The organism is Herbidospora sakaeratensis (genome assembly GCF_001570525.1).
In the GTDB taxonomy this organism is placed as follows: Bacteria; Actinomycetota; Actinomycetes; order Streptosporangiales; family Streptosporangiaceae; genus Herbidospora; species Herbidospora sakaeratensis.
The window spans coordinates 311,031-329,633 of sequence record NZ_BBXC01000008.1; the positions used below are offsets into that span (position 1 = coordinate 311,031).

Here is an 18,603-nt window from a genome sequence, read left to right on the forward strand (position 1 = left end):
GCAAGATTCACCAAGTGCGCCGGCCGCACGGCCCGCCCTCGGTGGCCCGCACCTCGCCGTTCTTCAGGTCGAGCTCGACCGTCGCCAGCGTGATGTGGTCGTCGTCGTGGCCGGGCTCGGTGTGGTGGCAGACGCCGCCCGCGTGCCGGGCCATCACCTTGCGGACCGTGGTCGCGTCGGGCCGCGACGTGTGCCTGCGCAGGCCGCGCCGGAGCTGGTCGCGCCGGATCAGGGTGCCCGGGTGGAGGCGCGGATAGGGGTCGCTGGGCACCACGCGGGGGTCGAGGAAGTGGTTGGTGTGGACCAGCATGCCGTCGTCCTCGGGAACGGTCCACCCGGGCCCGCCCGGGTGGAGTTCGCAGGTCACGGCCGCGTTTCCGGCGGGACCGTGGGCGACGAGGTTGAGCGAGGAGGAGGCGGTGACGGGGGCCGTGGTGAGGGTGTAGGCGGCCGAGGTGACCGAGTCGCACTCGTCGAGGACGCGGCGGGCGGCCACGTGGACCGGCAGGCCGATCCCGTCGGCGCCGTCGTCGTCGTGGTGGAGGCGGGTGAACAGCAGGCCCAGGCCGCTGCGGTTGACGCCGATCTTGCCGACGACGCCGTATTCGGTGAGGGTCGTGGTCACCCGGCCGTCGGGGAACGGGATCGTCCAGACGAGCCAGCCGGCCGCCATCTGGCGCATCCAGTCCCACGTCTGCACCGCCACGGGCGGGGCGTCCTCGTCGTCGCCGAGCAGGACCACGGCCGAGCACTCGCTCTCCCGCACGCCGCCCAGGTAGGACAGGATCTCGGTCCGGGCGTTGATCGCGGCGAGGTCGGTCACGGGCAGGCGGGCGCCTTCCGCCATTCCCGTGATCTCTTCGGCGAGGTCGGGCGCCCACGCCTCGATCGCCTTCATCCCGAGCTTGCCGAGTTCGGTCAGATCGGGCTGCCGCCCCCCTGCCTTGTGCCGGAACACCTCGGTGTAAATGGCGATGGTGCGGGCGATGTCGGCACTGTGTGCCTGCCCGAATTCATGGCCGCGGTCGAAGGGATCACTGACGGTAGAGGTATAGGCGCGGGTCACGGTATTGAGCATCTCATTCGTGGATCGTTCCATCTGGCTCCGAAATGTGATCCTCATCACCTGGGAGCCCACGGGTCTCGCCGTAATCTGCCCGGAATTCGACGAGTTAAATGCCCGATTTCTCCGTTACGGCTCCGCCTACCACACCCCCGGCCGCCGCCCCGGCGAGCGCCGGAATCCCGGCGCTCACCGGCCGCTCAGCCCAGCCGCCGCGACGTCAGCCGCCCGACCGCCTCGTCGATGACCTCGTCGCGTTTGCAGAACGCGAACCGCACGTAGTGACGCCCGACCTCGGCGTGGTCGTAGAAGACCTGCGTCGGGATCGCCACCACCCCGGCCAGCTCGGGCAGCCGCCGGGTCAGCTCCAGCCCGTCGGTCAGCCCCAGCGGCCGGATGTCGGTCTGCACGAAATAGGTCCCGGCCGTCTTCAGCACGCCGAACCCGGCCTCGGCCAGCCCCGCCGAGAGCCGGTCGCGCTTGGCCTGGAGCCGGTCGCGCAGGTCGCGGGCCCAGCCGCGCTCGTGGCGCAGCGCGTGGGCGACGGCCAGCTGCCAGGGCACGGCCGAGGTGAAGGTGAGGAACTGCTTGACCGCCGTCACCGCCGTGACCAGCTCGGGCGTGGAGCAGATCCACCCCGTCTTCCAGCCGGTCACCGAGAACGACTTCCCGGCGCTGGAGATCCGGACCGTGCGCTCGCGCATGCCGGGCAGGGTGGCCAGCGAGACGTGCTCGACGCCGTCGAAGGTCAGGTGCTCGTAGACCTCGTCGGTGATGGCGATCAGATCGTGGTCGCGGCAGAAGGCCGCGATGGTCTCGAGCTCGGCGGGCGTGAACACGGTGCCGGTCGGGTTGTGGGGCGAGTTGACGATGATCGCCCGGGTCCTGGACGTCGCGCGCAGGTCGGCCGGGTCGAAGGTGAAACGCCCGTCGACCGGGCGCAGCGGCACCGCCCTGCGAGTGCCCCCGGCCAGCGCGATGGCGGCCGGGTAGGAGTCGTAGTAGGGCTCGAAGACGATCACCTCGTCGCCCGGCTCGATCAGGGCCAGGACCGCCGCCGCGATGGCCTCGGTCGCCCCGACGGTGACCAGGATCTCGGTGTCGGGGTCGTAGGAGAGGCCCTGCGTCTCCTTGGCGTGCTCGGAGATCGCCTGGCGCAGCTCGGGCACGCCCAGGCCGGGGGCGTACTGGTTGCGGCCGCCCAGGATCGCCCCGGTCGCCACGTCGAGCATCGCGGCGGGGCCGTCTTCGTCGGGGAAGCCCTGGCCCAGGTTGATGGCGCCGGTCCGGACGGCCAGCTCCGTCATCTCGGCGAAAATCGTCGGGCCGAATTCCCTCATACGTCCAACTAGCACCCGCACAATTTACTCTGTTCGCATGGCGAGGATCCGGGAGCTCGACGCCCTGCGGGGGTTCGCGGTCTGCGGGATCATGCTCGTGAACACCTGGCAGCACGTCGACCCGCGCCCGGTGGAGGGCGCCGCGTTCATGGCGTTCGTCGAGGGCCGCTTCTATCCGATCTTCTCGTTCCTGTTCGGCGTGAGCTTCGCGCTGTTCCTGCGCTCCCACGACGACCGGCTGATCATGCTGCGGCGGCTGGCCGTGCTGGCCCTGTTCGGCGCCGGCCACTGGTGGCTGATGCCGGGCGAGGTGCTGCTCCCCTACGCCCTGCTCGGCGTGGGCGTGCTGCTGCCGGCGAGCTACCTGCCGAAGTGGCTCAACCCGGTGCTCGGCGTGGCCGTGCTGGGCTGGGCGGTGGTCCAGGCCAGCCCGTGGATCCTCATCGGCGGCCTGTTCCTGCTGGGCCTGGCCTGCGTCGACCACGGCGGGCCCAAACCGAGCCTGCTGGTGTTCTTCTGCAGCGTGGTCGCGCTGGGCGTCTTCTGGATGTACGGCGGCTTCCCGGCGGCGCTGGCCGGGGCGGCGGTCTACGCGTCGGGTTTCCTGCTGCTGAGCCCCCGGGTGTTCGAGCCGCTGGGGCGCATGGCGCTGACCAACTACGTGTCGAGCTCGTTCGTCATCATCGCGGCCCAGGCCGAGTCGTTCCGCGCGGTGGTCGTGGTCACGGTGGTGACGCTGGTCGTCCAGTGGTGGTTCTCGGCGTGGTGGCTCTCGCGGTTCCGCTACGGGCCCCTCGAATGGGTCTGGCGGTGCCTCACCTGGATGAAGGCGGTCCCTAACAGGCAGACTGTTGCGGGTGACCGTAGTAGCGCTGGGGCAGATCCCGATCGACCGCGAGCCGAAGAAGAACCTGGAAACCGTGCGTGAGGCGATGGCCTCGGTGGAGGCCGACCTCGTCGTCTTCCCGGAAGCCACGCTGAGCCGCTTCGGCCGCCACATCGGCGAGGTCGCCGAACCCCTCGACGGCCCCTTCGTCAACGGGCTGCGCCAGATCGCCCGGGAGAACGGCACCGCCCTGATCGCGGGTGTCTGGGAGCCCGACGGCGGCCGCGTCGCCAACACCACGCTGGCCATCGACACCGGGGGGTCGATCAAGGGGACGTACCGGAAGATCCACCTGTTCGACTCCTTCGGCTCACGCGAGTCGGAGTTCGTCAGCCCCGGTTCCGAGCCGGTCGTCGCGGAGCTCGACGGGCTGCGCGTGGGCCTGGCGACCTGCTACGACGTGCGGTTCCCCGAACTGTTCCGCAAGCTGGTCGACCAGGGCGCCGACGTGTTCGCGGTGATCGCCGCCTGGGCCTCGGGGCCGCTCAAGGAAGACCACTGGACCACCATGGTCCGGGCCCGGGCGATCGAGAACACCACCTGGACCGTCGCGGTCGGCCAGCCCCCGCACAGCGACGGATTCGGCGTCGGCCACAGCATGCTCGTCGACCCGATGGGCGTGGTGACCAGGGACCTCGGCCCGGCACCGGCGGTGGAGACGGCCTACATCGATCCCGGCCGATCGGACGCGGTCCGGGCCGCGCTGCCGTCGCTGACACACCGGCGATTCACAATCGGGGACATTGCCGGGTGAATCCCTCCTAAGGGGAGGTGAGGAAGTCAATCGCTCGTAAACTGTCCCCCATGAGTGAGCCAGGGCAGAGCACACGCATGCAGAAGGTGATCCCACCGCGCCTGCTCGTGCCATACCTGGCCGGACGGCGCACCGTCATCTCCGGTTACGTCTACCGGGTGCAGGACTGCGAGCGGCTGACCACCCCCCGGGCGATCGTCGACGCGCTCGACCTCTCCTTCGAGGGGTCGGAGCTGGTCCCGGGCGTACCGGAGCTCTACATCCTGCGCTGGCTGGCGCGGGAGATCGACACCTACGTCGTTCCCTACGGCCCCCACATGGGCGGCGACTGGAGCGATTCGCCCCCCTTCGCCGGAAACGGCTTCACCGCCTCGCGGGAGCACGTCGTGCCGCAGTTCCACACCATGCCCATGCCGATCCCGGCGGGCGCCGAGATCGTCCACCTCACCCGGCAGGGCGAGCGCCTGTTCGCGGCCTTCGACGGCCTCTCGTGGCGGCCAGCCGCATGAGCGGCGACGTCGAACCGGTCGGCCTCGGGTTCATGGCGACCTACCGGGGCCGCAACTACCCGGCCGCCATCGGCCCCGGCGGCGACGACGTCGTGCTCTTCAGCGAGTCGGCCGAACCGGGCTTCGAACGGGGGCGGGGCTACCACCGCCTGGCCGTCACGACCAAGGAGCTCGACCAGCTCGTGCTGCTGCGCACCGTCGGCGAGTTCGGCGGCGAGCCCTGCCTCGTCCTCGACGAGGACGACGGCGAGGAGGGCGGCCTCCACATCGCCTACACGGGCCACAGCGGCATGAAGGCCGAGGCCCTGGGCTACTGGCTGGTCGACCACGGGGCCTACGAGGTCGTGGTGCCCCGGGAGGAGGTGCACTCGATCAGAGTCGAGCGCATCGCCATCCCGCTCACGTCGGGCTGAACCGGCCTTCCACAGAGCCGGGTCGGCCGCATCGAAAACGTCGGACCCGGGTGGCACCATGAGCTCGACCCCGGGTGGGCGGGCCGGGCTCAGCCCGTCCCGACGGCCCGATAGCGGGCGATCCGGCGGTCGACGCGATCACCGGCCGGTTCGGCCAGGAGTGCGGCGATCTCCTCTTCCAGGGCGCGGGCGACCCTCTTCGTGAACGCCGGCTGCTCGTAGACCGCGTCGGGGCACTCCGCGATGATCCGGTCGACGATGCCGTCCCGCTTCAGGTCGGCCGCCCGAACCCCCTGCGCCTGGGCGATCTCGGGGGCGAAGTCGACCGTGCGGTAGAGGATCGCCGAGGCGCCCTCCGGGGGCAGCGGCGACAACCAGGCGTGCTGGGCGGCCAGCACGCGGTCGGCGGGCAGCAGGGCCAGGGCCGCGCCGCCCGAGCCCTGGCCGAGCAGCAGGCAGACCGTCGGGGCGTCGAGCATGACCAGGTCGGCCAGCGATCGGGCGATCTCGCCCGCCAGGCCGCCCTCCTCGGCCGCCTTCGACAACTCGGCTCCGGCCGTGTCGATGACGGTGACCAGGGGCAGGCCGAGTTCCTCGGCGAGTTTCATGCCGCGCCGGGCCACCCGCAGCCCGGCCGGGCCGATCTTCAGGCCCGCGCGCGCGCCGCGCCGGTCCTGGCCGAGCACCACCGCCGGGGCGCCGCCGAACCGGGCCAGGGCGAGCAGGAGGCCGGGGTCGCTCTCGCCCGCGCCGGTGCCGTTCAGCGGGGTGACGTCGGTGGCGGCCAGCTTCAGCAGGGTGCGGACGCCGGGCCGGTCGTCGCGGCGGGAGCTGACGATGGCGTCCCAGGCCGGGACGTCGGTCCGGGGCTCGGGCTCGATCGTCGGCGTGAGCGGCGGCAGGTCCTTCGGCGCGCAGAGCACGCCGAGCGCCCGGATGGCGATCTCGCGCGCCTGCGCCGCCGGGACCACCGCGTCGACCAGTCCGTGGGCGAACAGGTTCTCCGATTCCTGCACACCCTTGGGGAAGCGGTAGCCGTACAGGGACTCGAAGACGCGCGGCCCCAGGAAGCCGATCATCGCGCCCGGCTCGGCGGCGGTGACGTGGCCCAACGACCCCCACGACGCGAACACGCCTCCGGTGGTCGGGTGGCGCAGGTAGACGACGTAGGGCAGTCCGGCCTCCTTGTGCGCCGTCACCGCGGCGGTGATCTTGACCATCTGGACGAACGCCAGCGCCCCCTCCTGCATCCGGGTGCCCCCGCTGGCGGGCGCGGCCAGCAGCGGCAGCCCTTCGGCGGTGGCGCGTTCGACGGCGGCGACCAGGCGTTCGGCCGCCGCGACGCCGATCGACCCGGCCAGGAACGAGAACTCCCCGGCGACCACGGCGACCCGGCGGCCGTCGAGCCGCCCCGAACCGGTGATCACCGACTCGTCGTAGCCGGACGCGGCGCGGGCGGCCGCCAGTTCGGCGGCGTAGTCGGAGCCGGGCGGGGCCGTCTGGAGCGGCGGCCGGTCCCAGGAGACCCACGAGCCGGGGTCGAGCACGACCTCGATCAGGGTGCGCGCGTCGGGTCTCTCGGGGCTCACGTCGCCTCTCTCCCCGTGAGCCAGTCGACGACGGCCTCGTTGTCGGCGCCCAGCGCGGGCGGGGCGGTGTGCTCCCCGGCCGGGTGGTGGTCGAAGCGCAGCACCGGTCCGGGCAGCCCGATCGGGCCGAGGGCGGGGTGGTCGACCTCGATCAGCAGCCCCTGGGAGAGGGTCTGGTCCCAGGCGTAGACCTCGTCGACGGTGCGGATCGACCCGGCGGGCACCCCGGCCTCGGCGAGCCGGCCGAGCCAGTGGTCGCGGGTCTGGGTGGTGAGCGTCTTCTCCATCTCGGCGACGAGTTCGTCGCGGTGGGCGAAGCGGTCGCGGTTGGTGGCGTACTCGGACCGGTCGGGGTCGACGCCGAGCAGCGCGGCGACCTTGCGCCACTGGCCCTCGTTGCCGGCCGCGATCTGGATCATGCCGTCGGAGCAGCGGAAGGCCCCGAAGGGCGCGATCGAGGAGTGGTGGTTGCCGTTGGCCTTCGGGACCTGGCCCGCGACCGTCCACTGGGTGCCGTGGTAGGCGTGCACCCCGACGACCGAGGCCAGCAGCGAGGTGCGCACCACGCCGCCCTTCCCGGTGCGCTCGCGCTCGTAGAGCGCGGCGGCGACGCCGTAGGCGCCGTGGATGCCGGCCAGCAGGTCGGCGATCGACGGCCCGGCCCGGTGGGGCTGCCCGGGCGGCCCGGTGATCGACATCAGCCCCGCCTCGCCCTGGGCGATCTGGTCGTAGCCGGGACGTCCGGCCTCGGGCCCGTCGTGCCCGAACCCGGTGATCGACAACACGACCGTGCGCGGGTTGAGCTCGGCGATCGTGTCGGTGGAGAACCCGAGCCGGGCCAGCACGCCGGTCCGGAAGTTCTCGATCAGCACGTCGGCCTGCCGGATCAGCCGGGTCAGCAGTTCCTTGCCGCCCGGGTCCTTGAGGTCGAGCGTGATCGACCGTTTGTTGCGGTTGGCCGACAGGAAGTAGGTCGACACGTCGCCCACGAAGGGCGGCCCCCACCCGCGCGACTCGTCCCCGCCCTGCGGATGCTCGACCTTGATCACGTAGGCCCCCAAGTCACCGAGCAGCTGGGCCGCGTGGGGGCCGGCCAGCGCCCGGGACAGGTCGAGCACCACGACACCGGTCAGGGGTCCCTGCACGATCGTCCTCCGATTTCGATGGGGAGCCCGCAGGCTACCCGTACCAACGGGGGCTGGCACGATCGGGGCATGCCGACCATCGCCGACCTGGCCGCCCGGATCGCCCTGCTGGAGCCGTCGTGCGGCCCGGCCCGGCTGGTGGCCGTCGACGGCCCGGGAGGCTCCGGCAAGACGACCTTCGCCGGCCTGCTCTCCGGGGCCCTGGACGGCGCACCCGTGGTGCACAGCGACGACTTCCCCATCCCCTGGGACCAGGGCCCCGAATCCTGGTTCTCGCATCTCACCCGAGACGTGCTCGAACCATTGCGAAGTGGCGCGAAAGCCTCTTTTCTCCGGTACGACTGGCGTCGTGGCGTTTATGCCGAACGGGTCGAGGTGCCACCCGTGGCAGTGGTCATCGTCGAGGGCGTCAGCGTGGCACGGGCGGAGTGCCCGGCGGCGCTGCGCGTGTGGGTGGAGGTCCCCCGGGAGGTCCGGCAGGCCCGCGTCCTGGCCAGGGACGGCGCCGGCCACGCCGACGACTGGGTGACGTGGACCGCCGCCGAAGACGCCTGGTTCGCCCGGCACCCGGTCACCGCCGACGCCCACGTGGACGGGGTCACCTTCGAGGTCGTCTGGCCGTAGGTTGATGGAATGGACCCCGAAGCCCGCGCCTCCGACCAGGACCGGGAATCGACCGTCGCCCACCTCAAGACGGCCTACGCAGACGGCCGCCTCGCCCCGGGGGAGATGGAACAGCGCGTCGAACGCGCCCTGACCGCCGTCTCCCACGGCGACCTGGCCGCCCTCACCGCCGACCTGCCCGAACGCCCGGGCGAGACGGTGACCATCCGCACGAAGTCGAGCCGGATCGTCCGCAAGGGCGCCTGGCGGGTCCCCCGGACGTTGCGGGTGGAGGCCGAATACGCCCACCCCCACTTCGACCTGTCGGAGGCGGTGATCGACCACGCTCAGGTCGACGTCGACCTCGACCTCGCCTACGGCAGCGCCACGATCATCCTCCCGACGGGGGCGACGGCCGACGCCGACGGCGTGCAGACGGAGTGGGGCGGGGTCTTCTCCAAGGTCCCGGGCACCCCCGTGCCAGACCGCCCGCACGTCCGAGTGACGGGCCGCTTGGGCTACGGGAGACTGCGCATCCGCTACCGGACCACGGGACGCTTCCGCTGGTTCGGCAACTGAACGCGGGCATGGGATCTGATGCGAGGCCGAGCGTATCGTGGAGGCATGGAGCATCAAATGGTCCGCCATGTCTAGAAACGCCGATGCCAATTCTGGCGTAATTCAGACCGACGGCCATATCCACGCCATACTCCTTGTCATGCGTGCCCCCAAACGCAAGCGCCCGCTGCTCCGCAGCCTTCAAACATCATCAGAGGGCGTGTCACTCGCCAAGGTCGCCCAGCGAAGCACGTACGTTGGGAGCGCCGAACACAAATCGTTCCCCTCGTTTGCCGGGCATCCCCGGCTGAGATCGGATGCGAGTAAGTGCGACCCCAAATTCACTGATCTCGCCGAGATCACGACATTTCTGCAGCTCGCGATCGCCGCCGGAAACGTGGGCACTCACTGGGAAGGCGATTTTCCGCGCTACGTCTGGCACGTCATCGATGGCGTAATATACGAGGCCAGGTTGGTCAATCAGGAGCTCGGCCAATACAAGGGCTATCCGCTCCGCCACGGTGAGCACCCCGAGCATCTGAACGAGGTAGGGGAGAAGCTCGAATGACGGCAACTCTCGATCTTGGTATTCGCTGGGACTGGGAACCTGCCCCCTCCGTGAGAGCAGCCGAACTCAAGGCGACGTGGGCGCGCATCGAGATCAGCGTCGGGCCAGACCACGTGACCCTGGTCGAAGACCATGCGACCGGCGCCTCCAGAAGGTCGATCTACTGCCCGCTCTATCCATTGGCCGAATGGATCGCCTACAACTGGTGGTTCATTCAGGCTGACGCACGACTGGCCCGGAACATTGCCGTAAGCCGCCCCGAGAAATTTACCTCCCGCGCTTTCTTCCGACATTCGATGCGAGGTAGTGGCGACGGATTTCTCTGGCCGAACCTCATCATCATTCCCGAAGGCGCCGGCAAGCGACTGCTGTGGTATCGCGACCGTGGAGGTACGACCGCGCAGAGTCCGATCCGCTTTCTGGCCGAAGGTGAAGCGACCCTGGACGGCGAGCAGGTCAACCAGGAGCTCTCTCGCGTTGTCTCCGCCGTGCTGACCAGGCTGAGAGAACAGGGCGTCACCGGGACTCCGCTGGAGAAGGAGTGGGAGTCGATCGAAGAGACCTCGCCGGACGAGGCGGCATACTGCAGGGCCGCCGCCAGGCTCGGCCTCGACCCCTATTCGGAGGCCGAACCCTACGAAGATCTCATCATCGAGGCGGCCGACCGGCTTCAGGGACATCTACTCGGCGACTTCTATGACGCGGTTGAACCTGACCGAATGAACGACGCCCTGATCTGGCTGACGCAGGCGCAGTCGACCATCGAAAAGATCACTGGCCCGGCCGACGCGGTGTCTCTCCGTGCCGACCTCGGCCCCCTTGACGATTTCCCCGGCGACCGAGCTTGGGAGATCGGATGGAAGCAGGCCCGCGCGGTGCGTCGATCGCTTGGACTCGACGACACCGACCTGTTCCTGACCACAAGGTTTGTCACGAATGTCAGCGGAACCGCTGTCGATCCGGGCCTGCGTGCGGTCGGCGGCGCGCGAGCAGGGTCCGGCCCGGTCGCGGTCATCCGTTCAGGACTCGAAACGGCCTCCCGGCGATTCACCCTGGCGCGGGCGTTGTGGCACTTCTTGAATGAATCGGACTCGCTTTTCCTGATCACCAACGCTCACACCGATCGGCAACGCATGGAGCGAGCCTTCGCGACCGAACTTCTGGCGCCCGCCAAAGGGATCGCCGAGATGCTCGGCCGTTCCCCCGATTCGGTCGTCTTGGACGACATCGAAGAATTGGCCAGCCGATTCCAGGTTTCACCATCTGTGATCAAACACCAGCTGGAGAACCAGGTCATCGGACCATGAGGCCGGGCGTCAGCCCGGACTGCGCCAGTAGGCGAGGTGTCCGCTCGCACTGGACCACGTGTGGCTCCAACTCGTCTTGGGGCCAGATCTGCAGCAGGTTGACCTCGTTGGCGGCGTCATCCATGCCGTGGGCGCGTGACAGCGCAGCCGATACGCACCCCGATCGGGCTGGCGGCGAGTGGGGCTGCTCCGCAGGACGTTCAGCCGGACCGTGACACCGTCGTGGTCGAAGCGCTCCAGGAGCCAGGTCAGCACGGCCCTGCCGAGGCCCCTGCCCTGGTGGCCGGGGTCGACGTGGAAGTGTTCCAGCCAGGCGTCCCGGTCGGGCGCAGGGCGACGCAGCGGACGCGGTGGGCGTCGCGGCGGCCGAGGCGTTCGAGGTCCGGTCTCAGAACGACGGCGCGGAGTTCGGCCACGGTTTCAACGTCCTCGGGAAGGGTGATCACGGGCGCACGTCGACCTCCGCGTGGGGCAGGCCGCCCGACAACTTCGGGAAGCCCGGCCCCCGGTCGAAGAACGCCTCCTGCGGCATCCGCGACTCCGCCCGCAGCGCCTCCGTGGCCGCCTCGTCCACCTCCAGCCCCTCCGAGAACACCACCCCGTAGTCCTCCCGCGCCGCCTCCAGCGACACCTTCCCGTCGCGCACGTCCTCGGCGACCCGGGACGGCTCCCGGTCGAATGGGGAACCCCACCCGCCGCCGCCCGTCGTCCGCACCCGGACGATCTCGCCCTCCCGTACCGGGAAGTCGTCGACCAGGCCCTCCATCTCGACGCCGTCGACCGTCACCACGAACGGGCGGCCCGCACGGCCGCCGTTGACGCCCCAGCAGCTGAGGATCGAGCGGTCGGCGATGCTCATGAACGACGCGTCGCGGAGCAGGCGGATGTGCTTGTCGTAGCCCAGGCCGCCCCGGTAGCGGCCGGGGCCGCCGCTGTCGACGGCCAGGCCCAGGCGTTCGACCCGCAGCGGCCAGCGGGCCTCGGCGAACTCCACCGGGATGTTGCGGGAGTCGGGGACCACGTGGATGGTGTCCTCGCCGTCGGCGTACCAGCGGCCGCCCGAGCCTCCGCCGAGGACCTCGCGCATCAGGTAGTCGTTGCCGGCCGCGTCGTGGCCGTAGACGCCGGTGTAGCGGATGGTCTCCTGGTCGGCGGGCATGCGGCCGCCGGTGGCCTTGGCCAGCACGCCGGCCAGCACGCCCAGCAGGCGCAGGATGACGAAGGTGCGGGCGTTGGTCGGGGCCGGGAAGACGGGCGTGAGCAGGGTGCCCTTCTCCGGGAAGACCATCTTGATCAGGGGCACCACGCCCTCGTTGACGTCGAGTTCGGCCATGCGCTCGGGGGTGTCGGCCAGGTTCCGCAGGATCGGGGCCAGCCACTTCTTCAGGAACACCCCGTCGGCGTAGTCGCCCGCGTGGTTGATGGGGCCCTTGGCCTGCGGTGAGGTGCCGGTGAAGTCGATCACCAGCGGCTCGGGGGCGGCGTGGTCGACGGTCAGGGTGATGCGCTGGGCGTGCAGGCGGGGTTCGTCGACGCCGTCGTGTTCGGCGTAGTCCTCCCAGACGTGCACGCCCTCGGGGATCTTGGCCAGGAGCTCGCGGCGGAAGGTCTCGGTCGTCTTGGCCAGGATCGCGTCGAAGCACGCCTCGACGGCCGCGCGGCCGTAGCGGTCGAAGAGCTCGCCGAGCCTCCTCGCGCCCATCAGGCAGGCCGAGCACTCCGCGTCGAGGTCGCCGGCCAGGGAGTCGGGCATGCGGGAGTTGCGCGTCATGATCCGCAGGGCGGCGTCGTTGGGCACGCCCCGGTCCCAGAGCCGGATCGGGGGCACCATCAGGCCCTCCTCGAACACGCTCCGCGCCCCCGAGGGCATCGAGCCGGGGCAGGCGCCGCCGATGTCGTCGTGGTGGCCGAACGCCTGCACGAACGCCACCACCTGCCCGTCGTGGAAGACCGGCACGGTCACGCACAGGTCGGGCAGGTGGCCGATGCCGCCCTCCGACAGGTAGACGTCGTTGTGGAAGAAGACGTCGCCCGGGTTCATCGTCTCGATCGGGAAGTCGCGCACGATCGGCTGCACCAGGGCGCTGTAGGAGCGCCCGGTCAGCTTGCGCAGCCGGACGTCGTGGATGCCGGCCCGGAAGTCGTGCGCGTCGCGGATCATGGGCGAGCGGGCGGTGCGGGCGATGGCGGTCTCCACCTCCATCTCGACCGACGCCAGGGTGCCCTCGACGATCTCGATCAGGATCGGGTCAGCCAAGCTCACGGCGCACCTCCAGGTTGCCGTAGTCGTCCATGGTCGCGGTGAAGCCGGGGTGGACCGGGAGCGTGGAGCCGTACTCCTCGATGACCGCCGGACCGGGCACGACGGCTCCGGCGCCCAGGTCGCGGCGGCGGTAGATCACCGTGCGGGCCCAGCCGTCGAAGTGCACGTCGCGGGTGCAGATCGGGGTGGGCTCCTCGAACTGCGCGGGGCGGCGGGCCAGCGCCGGGCGGGTGATCGGGCCGACCCCGCTGACGCGCAGGTTGACCCATTCGACGGCGTGGCGGGGGTCGTCGCGGTAGCCGTAGCCGTAGAGCCTCTGGTGGGCCTCGTGGAAGCGGGCCTCCACGTCGCCGTCGGCGGGCACCCGCACCTCGTAGGCCTGGCCGTAGTAGCGCAGGTCGGCGGTGCGGACGTAGACGTGGTCGGTGAAGCCTTCCCGGTCCAAGGCGAGAGCGGCCTGGGCCTCCAGATCCCGGAAGACCGCCTCGATCTCGTCGGGATCGGGGGCGGTCGTCACGTGAGTGCGGACGTAGTCGTTCTTCACGTCCACCGTGAGCAGGCCGAAGGCCGACACGTTGCCCGGGTCGGGCGGCACGATCGCGCTCTTCAGGCCCAGCACGTCGAGGAGGCGGCAGACCAGCAGCGGGCCGGAGCCGCCGAAGGCGACCATCGGGAAGTCGCGCACGTCGAGGCCGCGCTTCACGGTGATCTGGCGGATCGCGTTCGACTGGTTGAAGGCGCTGATCTCCAGGATGCCGGTGGCGCAGCGCTCGGGGGTGAGGCCGAGCTTGGCGGCCAGGCCCTCGATCCCGGCCCGCGCCGCCGCCGCGTCGAGCGGGATCTCGCCGCCCAGCAGGTGGGGCGGGACCCGGCCGAGGAACACGTGGGCGTCGGTCACGGTGACCTCGGTGCCGCCCTTGCCGTAGCAGATCGGGCCCGGGTCGGCCCCCGCCGAGCGGGGGCCGACCTTCAGGGTCCCCTCGGGCGAGATCCACGCCACCGAACCGCCGCCCGCCCCGACGGTGACGATGTCGATCATGGGGATCTTGCAGGGGTAACGCCCGATGGAGCCCTCCGTGGTCTGGGAGGGCTCCCCGTCGACGATGACGGCGACGTCGGTGCTGGTGCCGCCGCCGTCCAGGGTGATCACGCTCGGGTGCCCGGCCGTGCCGGCGATCAGGGCCGCGCCGAGCGCGCCCGCCGCCGGGCCGGACAGGACGGTGGTGATGGGCTGGTTGACGACCTCGGCCGCCGACAACACCCCGCCGTTGCTCTTCATCACCGAGAAGCCGCGGCCGAGCCGCTCGGACAGGTTGCCGATGTACGTCCGCATGATCGGCTTCACCGCGGCGTCGACCAGCGTGGTGACCGAGCGCTCGTATTCGCGGTACTCCCGGAGCACGTCGCTCGACAGGGACACCACGGCCTCGGGGTGCTCGCGGGCCAGCACGTCGCGCATGAGGCGTTCGTGCGCGGGGTTGGCGTACGCGTGCAGGAAGCACACCCCGATCGCGGTGACGCCCTGGTCGCGGAGCCCGCGCGCGGCCTCGGCGGCGGCCGCCTCGTCGAACGGCCGGACCTCCGCGCCGGTGTGGTCGAGGCGGCCGGGCACGGTCCGCACCCGGTGCACCGGGACGATCCGGGGCGGCTTCACCCAGAAGTAGGAGTTGCCGTAGCCGTCCGGGACGCTCTGGCGGGCGATCTCCAGGATGAACTCGAAGCCCTCTGTGGTGACGAAGCCCAGATGGTCCGACCGGTCGGGACGGTCTTCCAGGAGCTGGTTGGTGGCCACCGTGGTGCCGTGGACCAGCGCCGAGACGCTCGCCAGGTCGACCCCGCCGCCGTGGAGCTCCAACACCTTCGCGACGCCCGCCAGGAACCCGTCGGCCGGATTCGACGGCGTCGACGGGGTCTTGGTCGTCACGATCTGCCCGGTGCGCTCGTCGACGAGCACCACGTCGGTGAACGTGCCACCCGTGTCGACACCGATTCGGACGCTGTACATGCCCCGTTTCTACCGACCTGCCCGACGTGGGGAATCAGCGGGTTGTGCCGAAGAATCCCAAAATACTCGTCACAGCCTGCCCGGCCGGGTCGTGAACCCCGACCTGGCCGGGCTCGTGTGACCCCAGGTCAGCCCGGCTTTCCGCTCCATTCAAAGACCTGAGCCGGGCTCGGATACGGTCGGACCCAAACGGTGTTCAGATGAGGCAGTAGCCGTCGGCGCACGCGTCGCCCCGGGGAACCGACAGCGGCTCGCGCTGCTCGACCTCCCGCAGCGCCCCGACCAGCACGTCGACGGGCTGGGCGCCGGAGACGGCGTACTTGTCCTCGAACAGGAACAGCGGCACACCCGAGATGCCGAGCTCGCGGGCCCGGTCGAGGTCGGCCTTGACCTCCGGGGCGCCTTCGCCGGTGTCGTCCACCCCCACCTCGGCGGCGAGCTTGGCCAGCACGGCGGCGTCGCCGACGTCGAGGCCGTCGGTGAAGTGGGCCCGGAACAGGCGGTCGGCCATCTCGGGGGCCCGGCCGTCGCGCTGGGCCAGCCAGATCAGCCGGTGGGCCTCGGCGGTGTTGGCCCCGATGGCCTGGTCGTACTTGAGGTCGAGACCGTCCTCGGCCGCGACGCCGACCACCCGGTCGATCATCTGGAGGGCCTGCCCGCCGAACCTGCGCTCCAGCCAGGCCGTGAGCGGGGTGCCGTCGCTGACGGCGTCGGGAGACAGCTGGAACGGCCGGTAGGCGACCTGAACGGGCTTGCCATAGGCGCGGACGGCCGCGCGGAACCGCGTGTGCCCGATGTAACACCACGGGCAGACGACGTCGGAAAAGATCTCAACCTTCACATGGCTGTGCAACCCTTACGGCCCGCACCCGAATTCCCGTCAACGTGCCAGATCGTGCAGCCGTTCGGTCAGCTGGTCGTGGTGGCCGTCGACCAGCGCCGACACCGCGCGCCACCAGGCGAACCACTCGGCGCTGCGCCACATCCAGTCGAGGCGCTCCACGGCCGCCACGACGTCGCCGACGGTCTGCCAGGCGGGCCCGGTCTCCTCGGTGGTGGCGCCGTGGCGGATCGTCCACTCGCGCAGCACATGACCGGTCTTCGGGTCGATCTCGGTGTCGTACGGGCTGGGCTCCTCCCCCGGCAGCGGGTGCGGCCCGAGGCCGGCGGCGACGCCCCACGACCACTGGGCCTCGGCCGGGCGGGCGTAGCGGAGGGAGTTGAAGTCGAGGTTGGTGCCGAGTTCGTCGTCGAGGCGGCGCACCACGACGGCGTCGAGCCGGCCGCCCGCGTCGAACGAGACGACCAGCTTGGCCCCGGCCTTCGCGCCGGGGGGAACCGCGACCCGGTCCTCGGCCTGCCAGGAGTTGAGGTCGGCGGTGCCGACGGGCGCGCCCCACAGGGTGTCGGCGACGTCGTCGGAGACCCACGCGGCCAGCGTCTCGAGGACGGTCAGGTCACCCCACGGCTCAACCGGCTGCGCCTTCACCAGCGCCTCTTCCGGGGCGGGCAGCTTCCCGTCGCGGCTGACGGTCCACCAACCGCCGCCGAGCTCATCGGTCCCGACGAGGAGCGCGGCGACGGCCGCCAGTTCGGCTGAGCGCCGAGTCAGTGGGGCGAGACGGACCAGGTCCGCCACGCGGCGGGTGCGTTCGCGGCCGAGCACGGCCTGCGCCTCCCTCAGGAGGGTGGCCGCCGTTGGACGGTCCTCTCCCAGCAGGTCGGTGGTCAGCCGTCGTGCCTCTGCCCGAGCGTCCTCCGCGTGCGACTCCCGCATGCGGACAAGTTACGCCCAAAGATCGCCCGATCGCTAGCGTTTCCCGGCACGACCGAGAAGCCAGCCGATGACGGCACTTCCCAGGGCGATTCCGGCGCCCATCCCGAAAGCGGCCAGAAGCGGCCACGCGCGCGGCCCCCGGTCACGTCCGCCCCTGGTCGCCGGGGTCTCGGCACGGGTGAAGACGGCCGCCTCCCCCACCGGCTGCCCCTCGACGAGGACCGGCGCGCCAGGGAAGATCGCGGGCACCGCGAGGATGTCCTTCTCCACGGCGGTGAAGAACTCCCCCGCCATCTTCTTGGCGACCGAGGTGAGCATGCGCTGCCCGACCCCGCCGACCATCCCGCCGACGACGGCGTCGGCGTCGTAGTCGATCCGGGTGCCGCCGTCCTCCTCGGTGAGCCGCACCCGCACGGTCGCGTCGACCGTGCCGGGCGCCCCCTGCCCGCGCGCCTTCAGCACGAAGGCCTCGGGCTCCTCGGGGTCGGTGAGCGCGACCTGCCCCTGGTAGATCCCCTTGATGGACGCCACCCCCGCCGAGACGGTCATGGTGTAGACGTCGCTCCCGACCGCCTCCAGGCGCTGGCAGCCGGGGATGGTGCGCACCAGCACGGCCGGATCCTGCAGAGCGTCCCAGACCTTCGACCGTTCCGCCCCGATCAGGGCACTGCCGACGACCTTCACGGCCACCTCCCTCGGTTGCCGAGCACACTAGAGAATCCAGGCGACCGGCGAGTACGGCAACATCTGCCGCCCGGAGGCCCCGGCGCCGTGCAGATGTTCACAGCGTAGACCGGACGTCACGGAGTGAGGACGATCCGCCCGGCCAGGTCGCGGCTCCGCATGCGCTCGTGCGCGGTGGCGGCCTCCTCGAACGGCAGGATCTCGATCCCGACGTCGCCGAGCCCGGCGGCCACGACCTCCAGGGCGGCGTCGAGGGCGGGCCGCACCACCTCCGGATGGGCGGGCAGGTACGCGCCCGCGTTGAAGCCGGCCACGGTGACGCCGCCCAGCCACAACCGGTTGGTGTCGACCTGGTGGTTCCAGTCGCCACTGGCGTTGCCCGCCACGATCACCCGCCCGCCGGGCCGCACCAGCGAAAGGCTCCGGGTGCGGACCTCCCCGCCGACGGCGTCGACCACCACATCGAACCTCTCGTCGCCGAGCGCGTCCGGCAGTTCCGCGGAGTCGACGATCAGGTCGTAGGGCAACGTGGTCGCGGCCGCGTGCGGGAGCCTTCCGGTCCGGACGGTACCGACGACCCGGGCGGCGCCCAGCCGGCGCGCCATGCCGGGGAACGCGGCCGCGAAGCCGCCGAGCGCCCCGTGCACCAGCACGCTCTCGCCCTCCGCCAGGTGGGCCACGCCGGTGAGCGCGGCGTAGGCCATCGCGGCGTTCGGGACGACCGCGACCGCCAGGGCGGGGGCGATGCCGTGGCGTTCGGTCGAGGCGACGAGCGCGGCGTCGGCGACGTAGACCGCGGCGTAGCCCCCGGCGCCCGTGGCGGACATGGAGACGACCCGCTCCCCCACGGCGAACCCGGTGACGCCCGCGCCGAGGGCGCGCACCGTGCCCGCGACCTCCAGCCCGGGCACGAACGGCGGTCGCGGCAGGCCCGGACGGTCGCGGTAGAGGCCCTGCCGGAGGAACAGGTCGACCAGCCCGACCGCCGAATGGGTGACGTCGATCGTGAGCTGCCCCGGACCCGGCTCCGGGTCGGGCAGTTCGGTGATCGACAGGACGCTCGGGTCCCCGAACGCGGTGGCGTGGACGGCTTTCACGTGGTGTCGCCTCTTTCGCAGACTTAACGCACCCAACGATGC

19 protein-coding genes are annotated in these 18,603 nt (G+C 71.1%); 8 read left to right on the forward strand and 11 right to left on the reverse strand.

Going from position 1 to position 18,603, the window contains the following annotated elements:
- Positions 1 to 7: 7 nt before the first annotated feature.
- Positions 8 to 1,066 carry a C45 family autoproteolytic acyltransferase/hydrolase gene (locus AW271_RS07215; protein WP_169806294.1) on the reverse strand — a complete coding sequence of 353 codons (1,059 nt, stop codon included), beginning with the start codon at positions 1,064 to 1,066 and terminating at the stop codon, positions 8 to 10.
- 197 nt (positions 1,067 to 1,263) lie between these two features.
- Positions 1,264 to 2,427, reverse strand: a complete 1,164-nt coding sequence (locus tag AW271_RS07220; protein WP_275935757.1) for a pyridoxal phosphate-dependent aminotransferase — start codon at positions 2,425 to 2,427, stop codon at positions 1,264 to 1,266.
- A 13-nt stretch (positions 2,428 to 2,440) separates the two neighbouring features.
- Here AW271_RS07220 and AW271_RS07225 point away from each other — a divergent pair, with 13 nt between their 5' ends.
- Genes AW271_RS07225 through AW271_RS07240 form a run of 4 tightly spaced genes read left to right on the forward strand, consistent with a single transcriptional unit; the run spans position 2,441 to position 4,965 of the window.
- The gene (locus tag AW271_RS07225) at positions 2,441 to 3,331 is read left to right on the forward strand and encodes a DUF418 domain-containing protein (protein WP_062333862.1); all 891 of its coding nucleotides are present in this window, start codon (positions 2,441 to 2,443) and stop codon (positions 3,329 to 3,331) included.
- On the forward strand, positions 3,261 to 4,043 hold the full coding sequence (locus AW271_RS07230; protein WP_062333866.1) for a carbon-nitrogen hydrolase family protein: 783 nt from the start codon (positions 3,261 to 3,263) through the stop codon (positions 4,041 to 4,043). Before AW271_RS07225 ends, AW271_RS07230 begins: the two co-directional genes overlap by 71 nt.
- 50 nt (positions 4,044 to 4,093) lie before the next feature.
- Positions 4,094 to 4,552, forward strand: a complete 459-nt coding sequence (locus AW271_RS07235; RefSeq protein ID WP_030454273.1) for a hypothetical protein — start codon at positions 4,094 to 4,096, stop codon at positions 4,550 to 4,552.
- A complete protein-coding gene (locus AW271_RS07240; protein ID WP_062335265.1) occupies positions 4,549 to 4,965 on the forward strand; it encodes a hypothetical protein in 417 nt (138 codons plus the stop codon). Before AW271_RS07235 ends, AW271_RS07240 begins: the two co-directional genes overlap by 4 nt.
- Before the next feature lie 89 nt (positions 4,966 to 5,054).
- Here AW271_RS07240 and AW271_RS07245 read toward each other — a convergent pair whose 3' ends face one another.
- Together AW271_RS07245 and AW271_RS07250 are read right to left on the reverse strand one after the other, a co-directional pair.
- Positions 5,055 to 6,554, reverse strand: coding sequence for a carboxyl transferase domain-containing protein (locus tag AW271_RS07245; RefSeq protein ID WP_062333869.1), 1,500 nt, complete (start codon positions 6,552 to 6,554; stop codon positions 5,055 to 5,057).
- Positions 6,551 to 7,699, reverse strand: a complete 1,149-nt coding sequence (locus tag AW271_RS07250) for a CaiB/BaiF CoA transferase family protein (RefSeq protein WP_062333872.1) — start codon at positions 7,697 to 7,699, stop codon at positions 6,551 to 6,553. Before AW271_RS07250 ends, AW271_RS07245 begins: the two co-directional genes overlap by 4 nt.
- A 69-nt stretch (positions 7,700 to 7,768) precedes the next feature.
- Here AW271_RS07250 and AW271_RS07255 point away from each other — a divergent pair, with 69 nt between their 5' ends.
- The 4 genes from AW271_RS07255 to AW271_RS07270 all read left to right on the forward strand — a co-directional run bounded on the left by AW271_RS07255 (position 7,769) and on the right by AW271_RS07270 (position 10,735).
- Positions 7,769 to 8,323, forward strand: a complete 555-nt coding sequence (locus tag AW271_RS07255) for a uridine kinase family protein (protein WP_062333875.1) — start codon at positions 7,769 to 7,771, stop codon at positions 8,321 to 8,323.
- Between the two features lie 9 nt (positions 8,324 to 8,332).
- Positions 8,333 to 8,881 carry a DUF1707 SHOCT-like domain-containing protein gene (locus tag AW271_RS07260; RefSeq protein ID WP_062333877.1) on the forward strand — a complete coding sequence of 183 codons (549 nt, stop codon included), beginning with the start codon at positions 8,333 to 8,335 and terminating at the stop codon, positions 8,879 to 8,881.
- Positions 8,882 to 8,948: 67 nt separating this feature from the next.
- Positions 8,949 to 9,428, forward strand: coding sequence for a hypothetical protein (locus AW271_RS07265; protein WP_157553952.1), 480 nt, complete (start codon positions 8,949 to 8,951; stop codon positions 9,426 to 9,428).
- A complete protein-coding gene (locus AW271_RS07270; protein ID WP_062333881.1) occupies positions 9,425 to 10,735 on the forward strand; it encodes an ImmA/IrrE family metallo-endopeptidase in 1,311 nt (436 codons plus the stop codon). The genes AW271_RS07265 and AW271_RS07270 overlap by 4 nt, the downstream gene beginning before the upstream one ends.
- Positions 10,736 to 10,744: 9 nt before the next feature.
- Here the strand turns inward: AW271_RS07270 and AW271_RS38285 are convergent, their stop codons facing one another.
- The 7 genes from AW271_RS38285 to AW271_RS07300 form a co-directional block, all read right to left on the reverse strand.
- Complete coding sequence (locus AW271_RS38285; RefSeq protein WP_369408343.1) at positions 10,745 to 11,077, reverse strand: GNAT family N-acetyltransferase; 333 nt, start codon at positions 11,075 to 11,077, stop codon at positions 10,745 to 10,747.
- 100 nt (positions 11,078 to 11,177) lie between these two features.
- Entirely contained in the window at positions 11,178 to 12,998 is a 1,821-nt protein-coding gene (locus AW271_RS07275) for a hydantoinase B/oxoprolinase family protein (protein WP_157553953.1), read from the reverse strand.
- Complete coding sequence (locus AW271_RS07280; protein WP_062333884.1) at positions 12,985 to 15,003, reverse strand: hydantoinase/oxoprolinase family protein; 2,019 nt, start codon at positions 15,001 to 15,003, stop codon at positions 12,985 to 12,987. The genes AW271_RS07275 and AW271_RS07280 overlap by 14 nt, the downstream gene beginning before the upstream one ends.
- Positions 15,004 to 15,199: 196 nt before the next feature.
- Positions 15,200 to 15,844: a DsbA family oxidoreductase gene (locus tag AW271_RS07285; RefSeq protein WP_062333887.1), complete on the reverse strand. Its 645-nt coding sequence runs from the start codon at positions 15,842 to 15,844 to the stop codon at positions 15,200 to 15,202.
- Between the two features lie 39 nt (positions 15,845 to 15,883).
- Positions 15,884 to 16,780 carry a hypothetical protein gene (locus AW271_RS07290; RefSeq protein WP_062333891.1) on the reverse strand — a complete coding sequence of 299 codons (897 nt, stop codon included), beginning with the start codon at positions 16,778 to 16,780 and terminating at the stop codon, positions 15,884 to 15,886.
- 33 nt (positions 16,781 to 16,813) lie between these two features.
- A complete protein-coding gene (locus AW271_RS07295) occupies positions 16,814 to 17,464 on the reverse strand; it encodes an SRPBCC family protein (protein WP_062333895.1) in 651 nt (216 codons plus the stop codon).
- Positions 17,465 to 17,580: 116 nt separating this feature from the next.
- Positions 17,581 to 18,561: a quinone oxidoreductase family protein gene (locus AW271_RS07300; protein WP_063817901.1), complete on the reverse strand. Its 981-nt coding sequence runs from the start codon at positions 18,559 to 18,561 to the stop codon at positions 17,581 to 17,583.
- Positions 18,562 to 18,603: the final 42 nt, after the last annotated feature.

Excerpts from the sequence above, each read along its gene's own strand:
- AW271_RS07260 (WP_062333877.1), top strand. The coding sequence starts at position 8,333 with ATGGACCCCGAAGCCCGCGCCTCCGACCAGGACCGGGAATCGACCGTC.
- AW271_RS07290 (WP_062333891.1), bottom strand. The coding sequence starts at position 16,780 with ATGCGGGAGTCGCACGCGGAGGACGCTCGGGCAGAGGCACGACGGCTG.
- AW271_RS07240 (WP_062335265.1), top strand. The coding sequence starts at position 4,549 with ATGAGCGGCGACGTCGAACCGGTCGGCCTCGGGTTCATGGCGACCTAC.
- AW271_RS07280 (WP_062333884.1), bottom strand. The coding sequence starts at position 15,003 with ATGTACAGCGTCCGAATCGGTGTCGACACGGGTGGCACGTTCACCGAC.
- AW271_RS07270 (WP_062333881.1), top strand. The coding sequence starts at position 9,425 with ATGACGGCAACTCTCGATCTTGGTATTCGCTGGGACTGGGAACCTGCC.
- AW271_RS07265 (WP_157553952.1), top strand. The coding sequence starts at position 8,949 with ATGTCTAGAAACGCCGATGCCAATTCTGGCGTAATTCAGACCGACGGC.
- AW271_RS07235 (WP_030454273.1), top strand. The coding sequence starts at position 4,094 with ATGAGTGAGCCAGGGCAGAGCACACGCATGCAGAAGGTGATCCCACCG.
- AW271_RS07255 (WP_062333875.1), top strand. The coding sequence starts at position 7,769 with ATGCCGACCATCGCCGACCTGGCCGCCCGGATCGCCCTGCTGGAGCCG.
- AW271_RS07225 (WP_062333862.1), top strand. The coding sequence starts at position 2,441 with ATGGCGAGGATCCGGGAGCTCGACGCCCTGCGGGGGTTCGCGGTCTGC.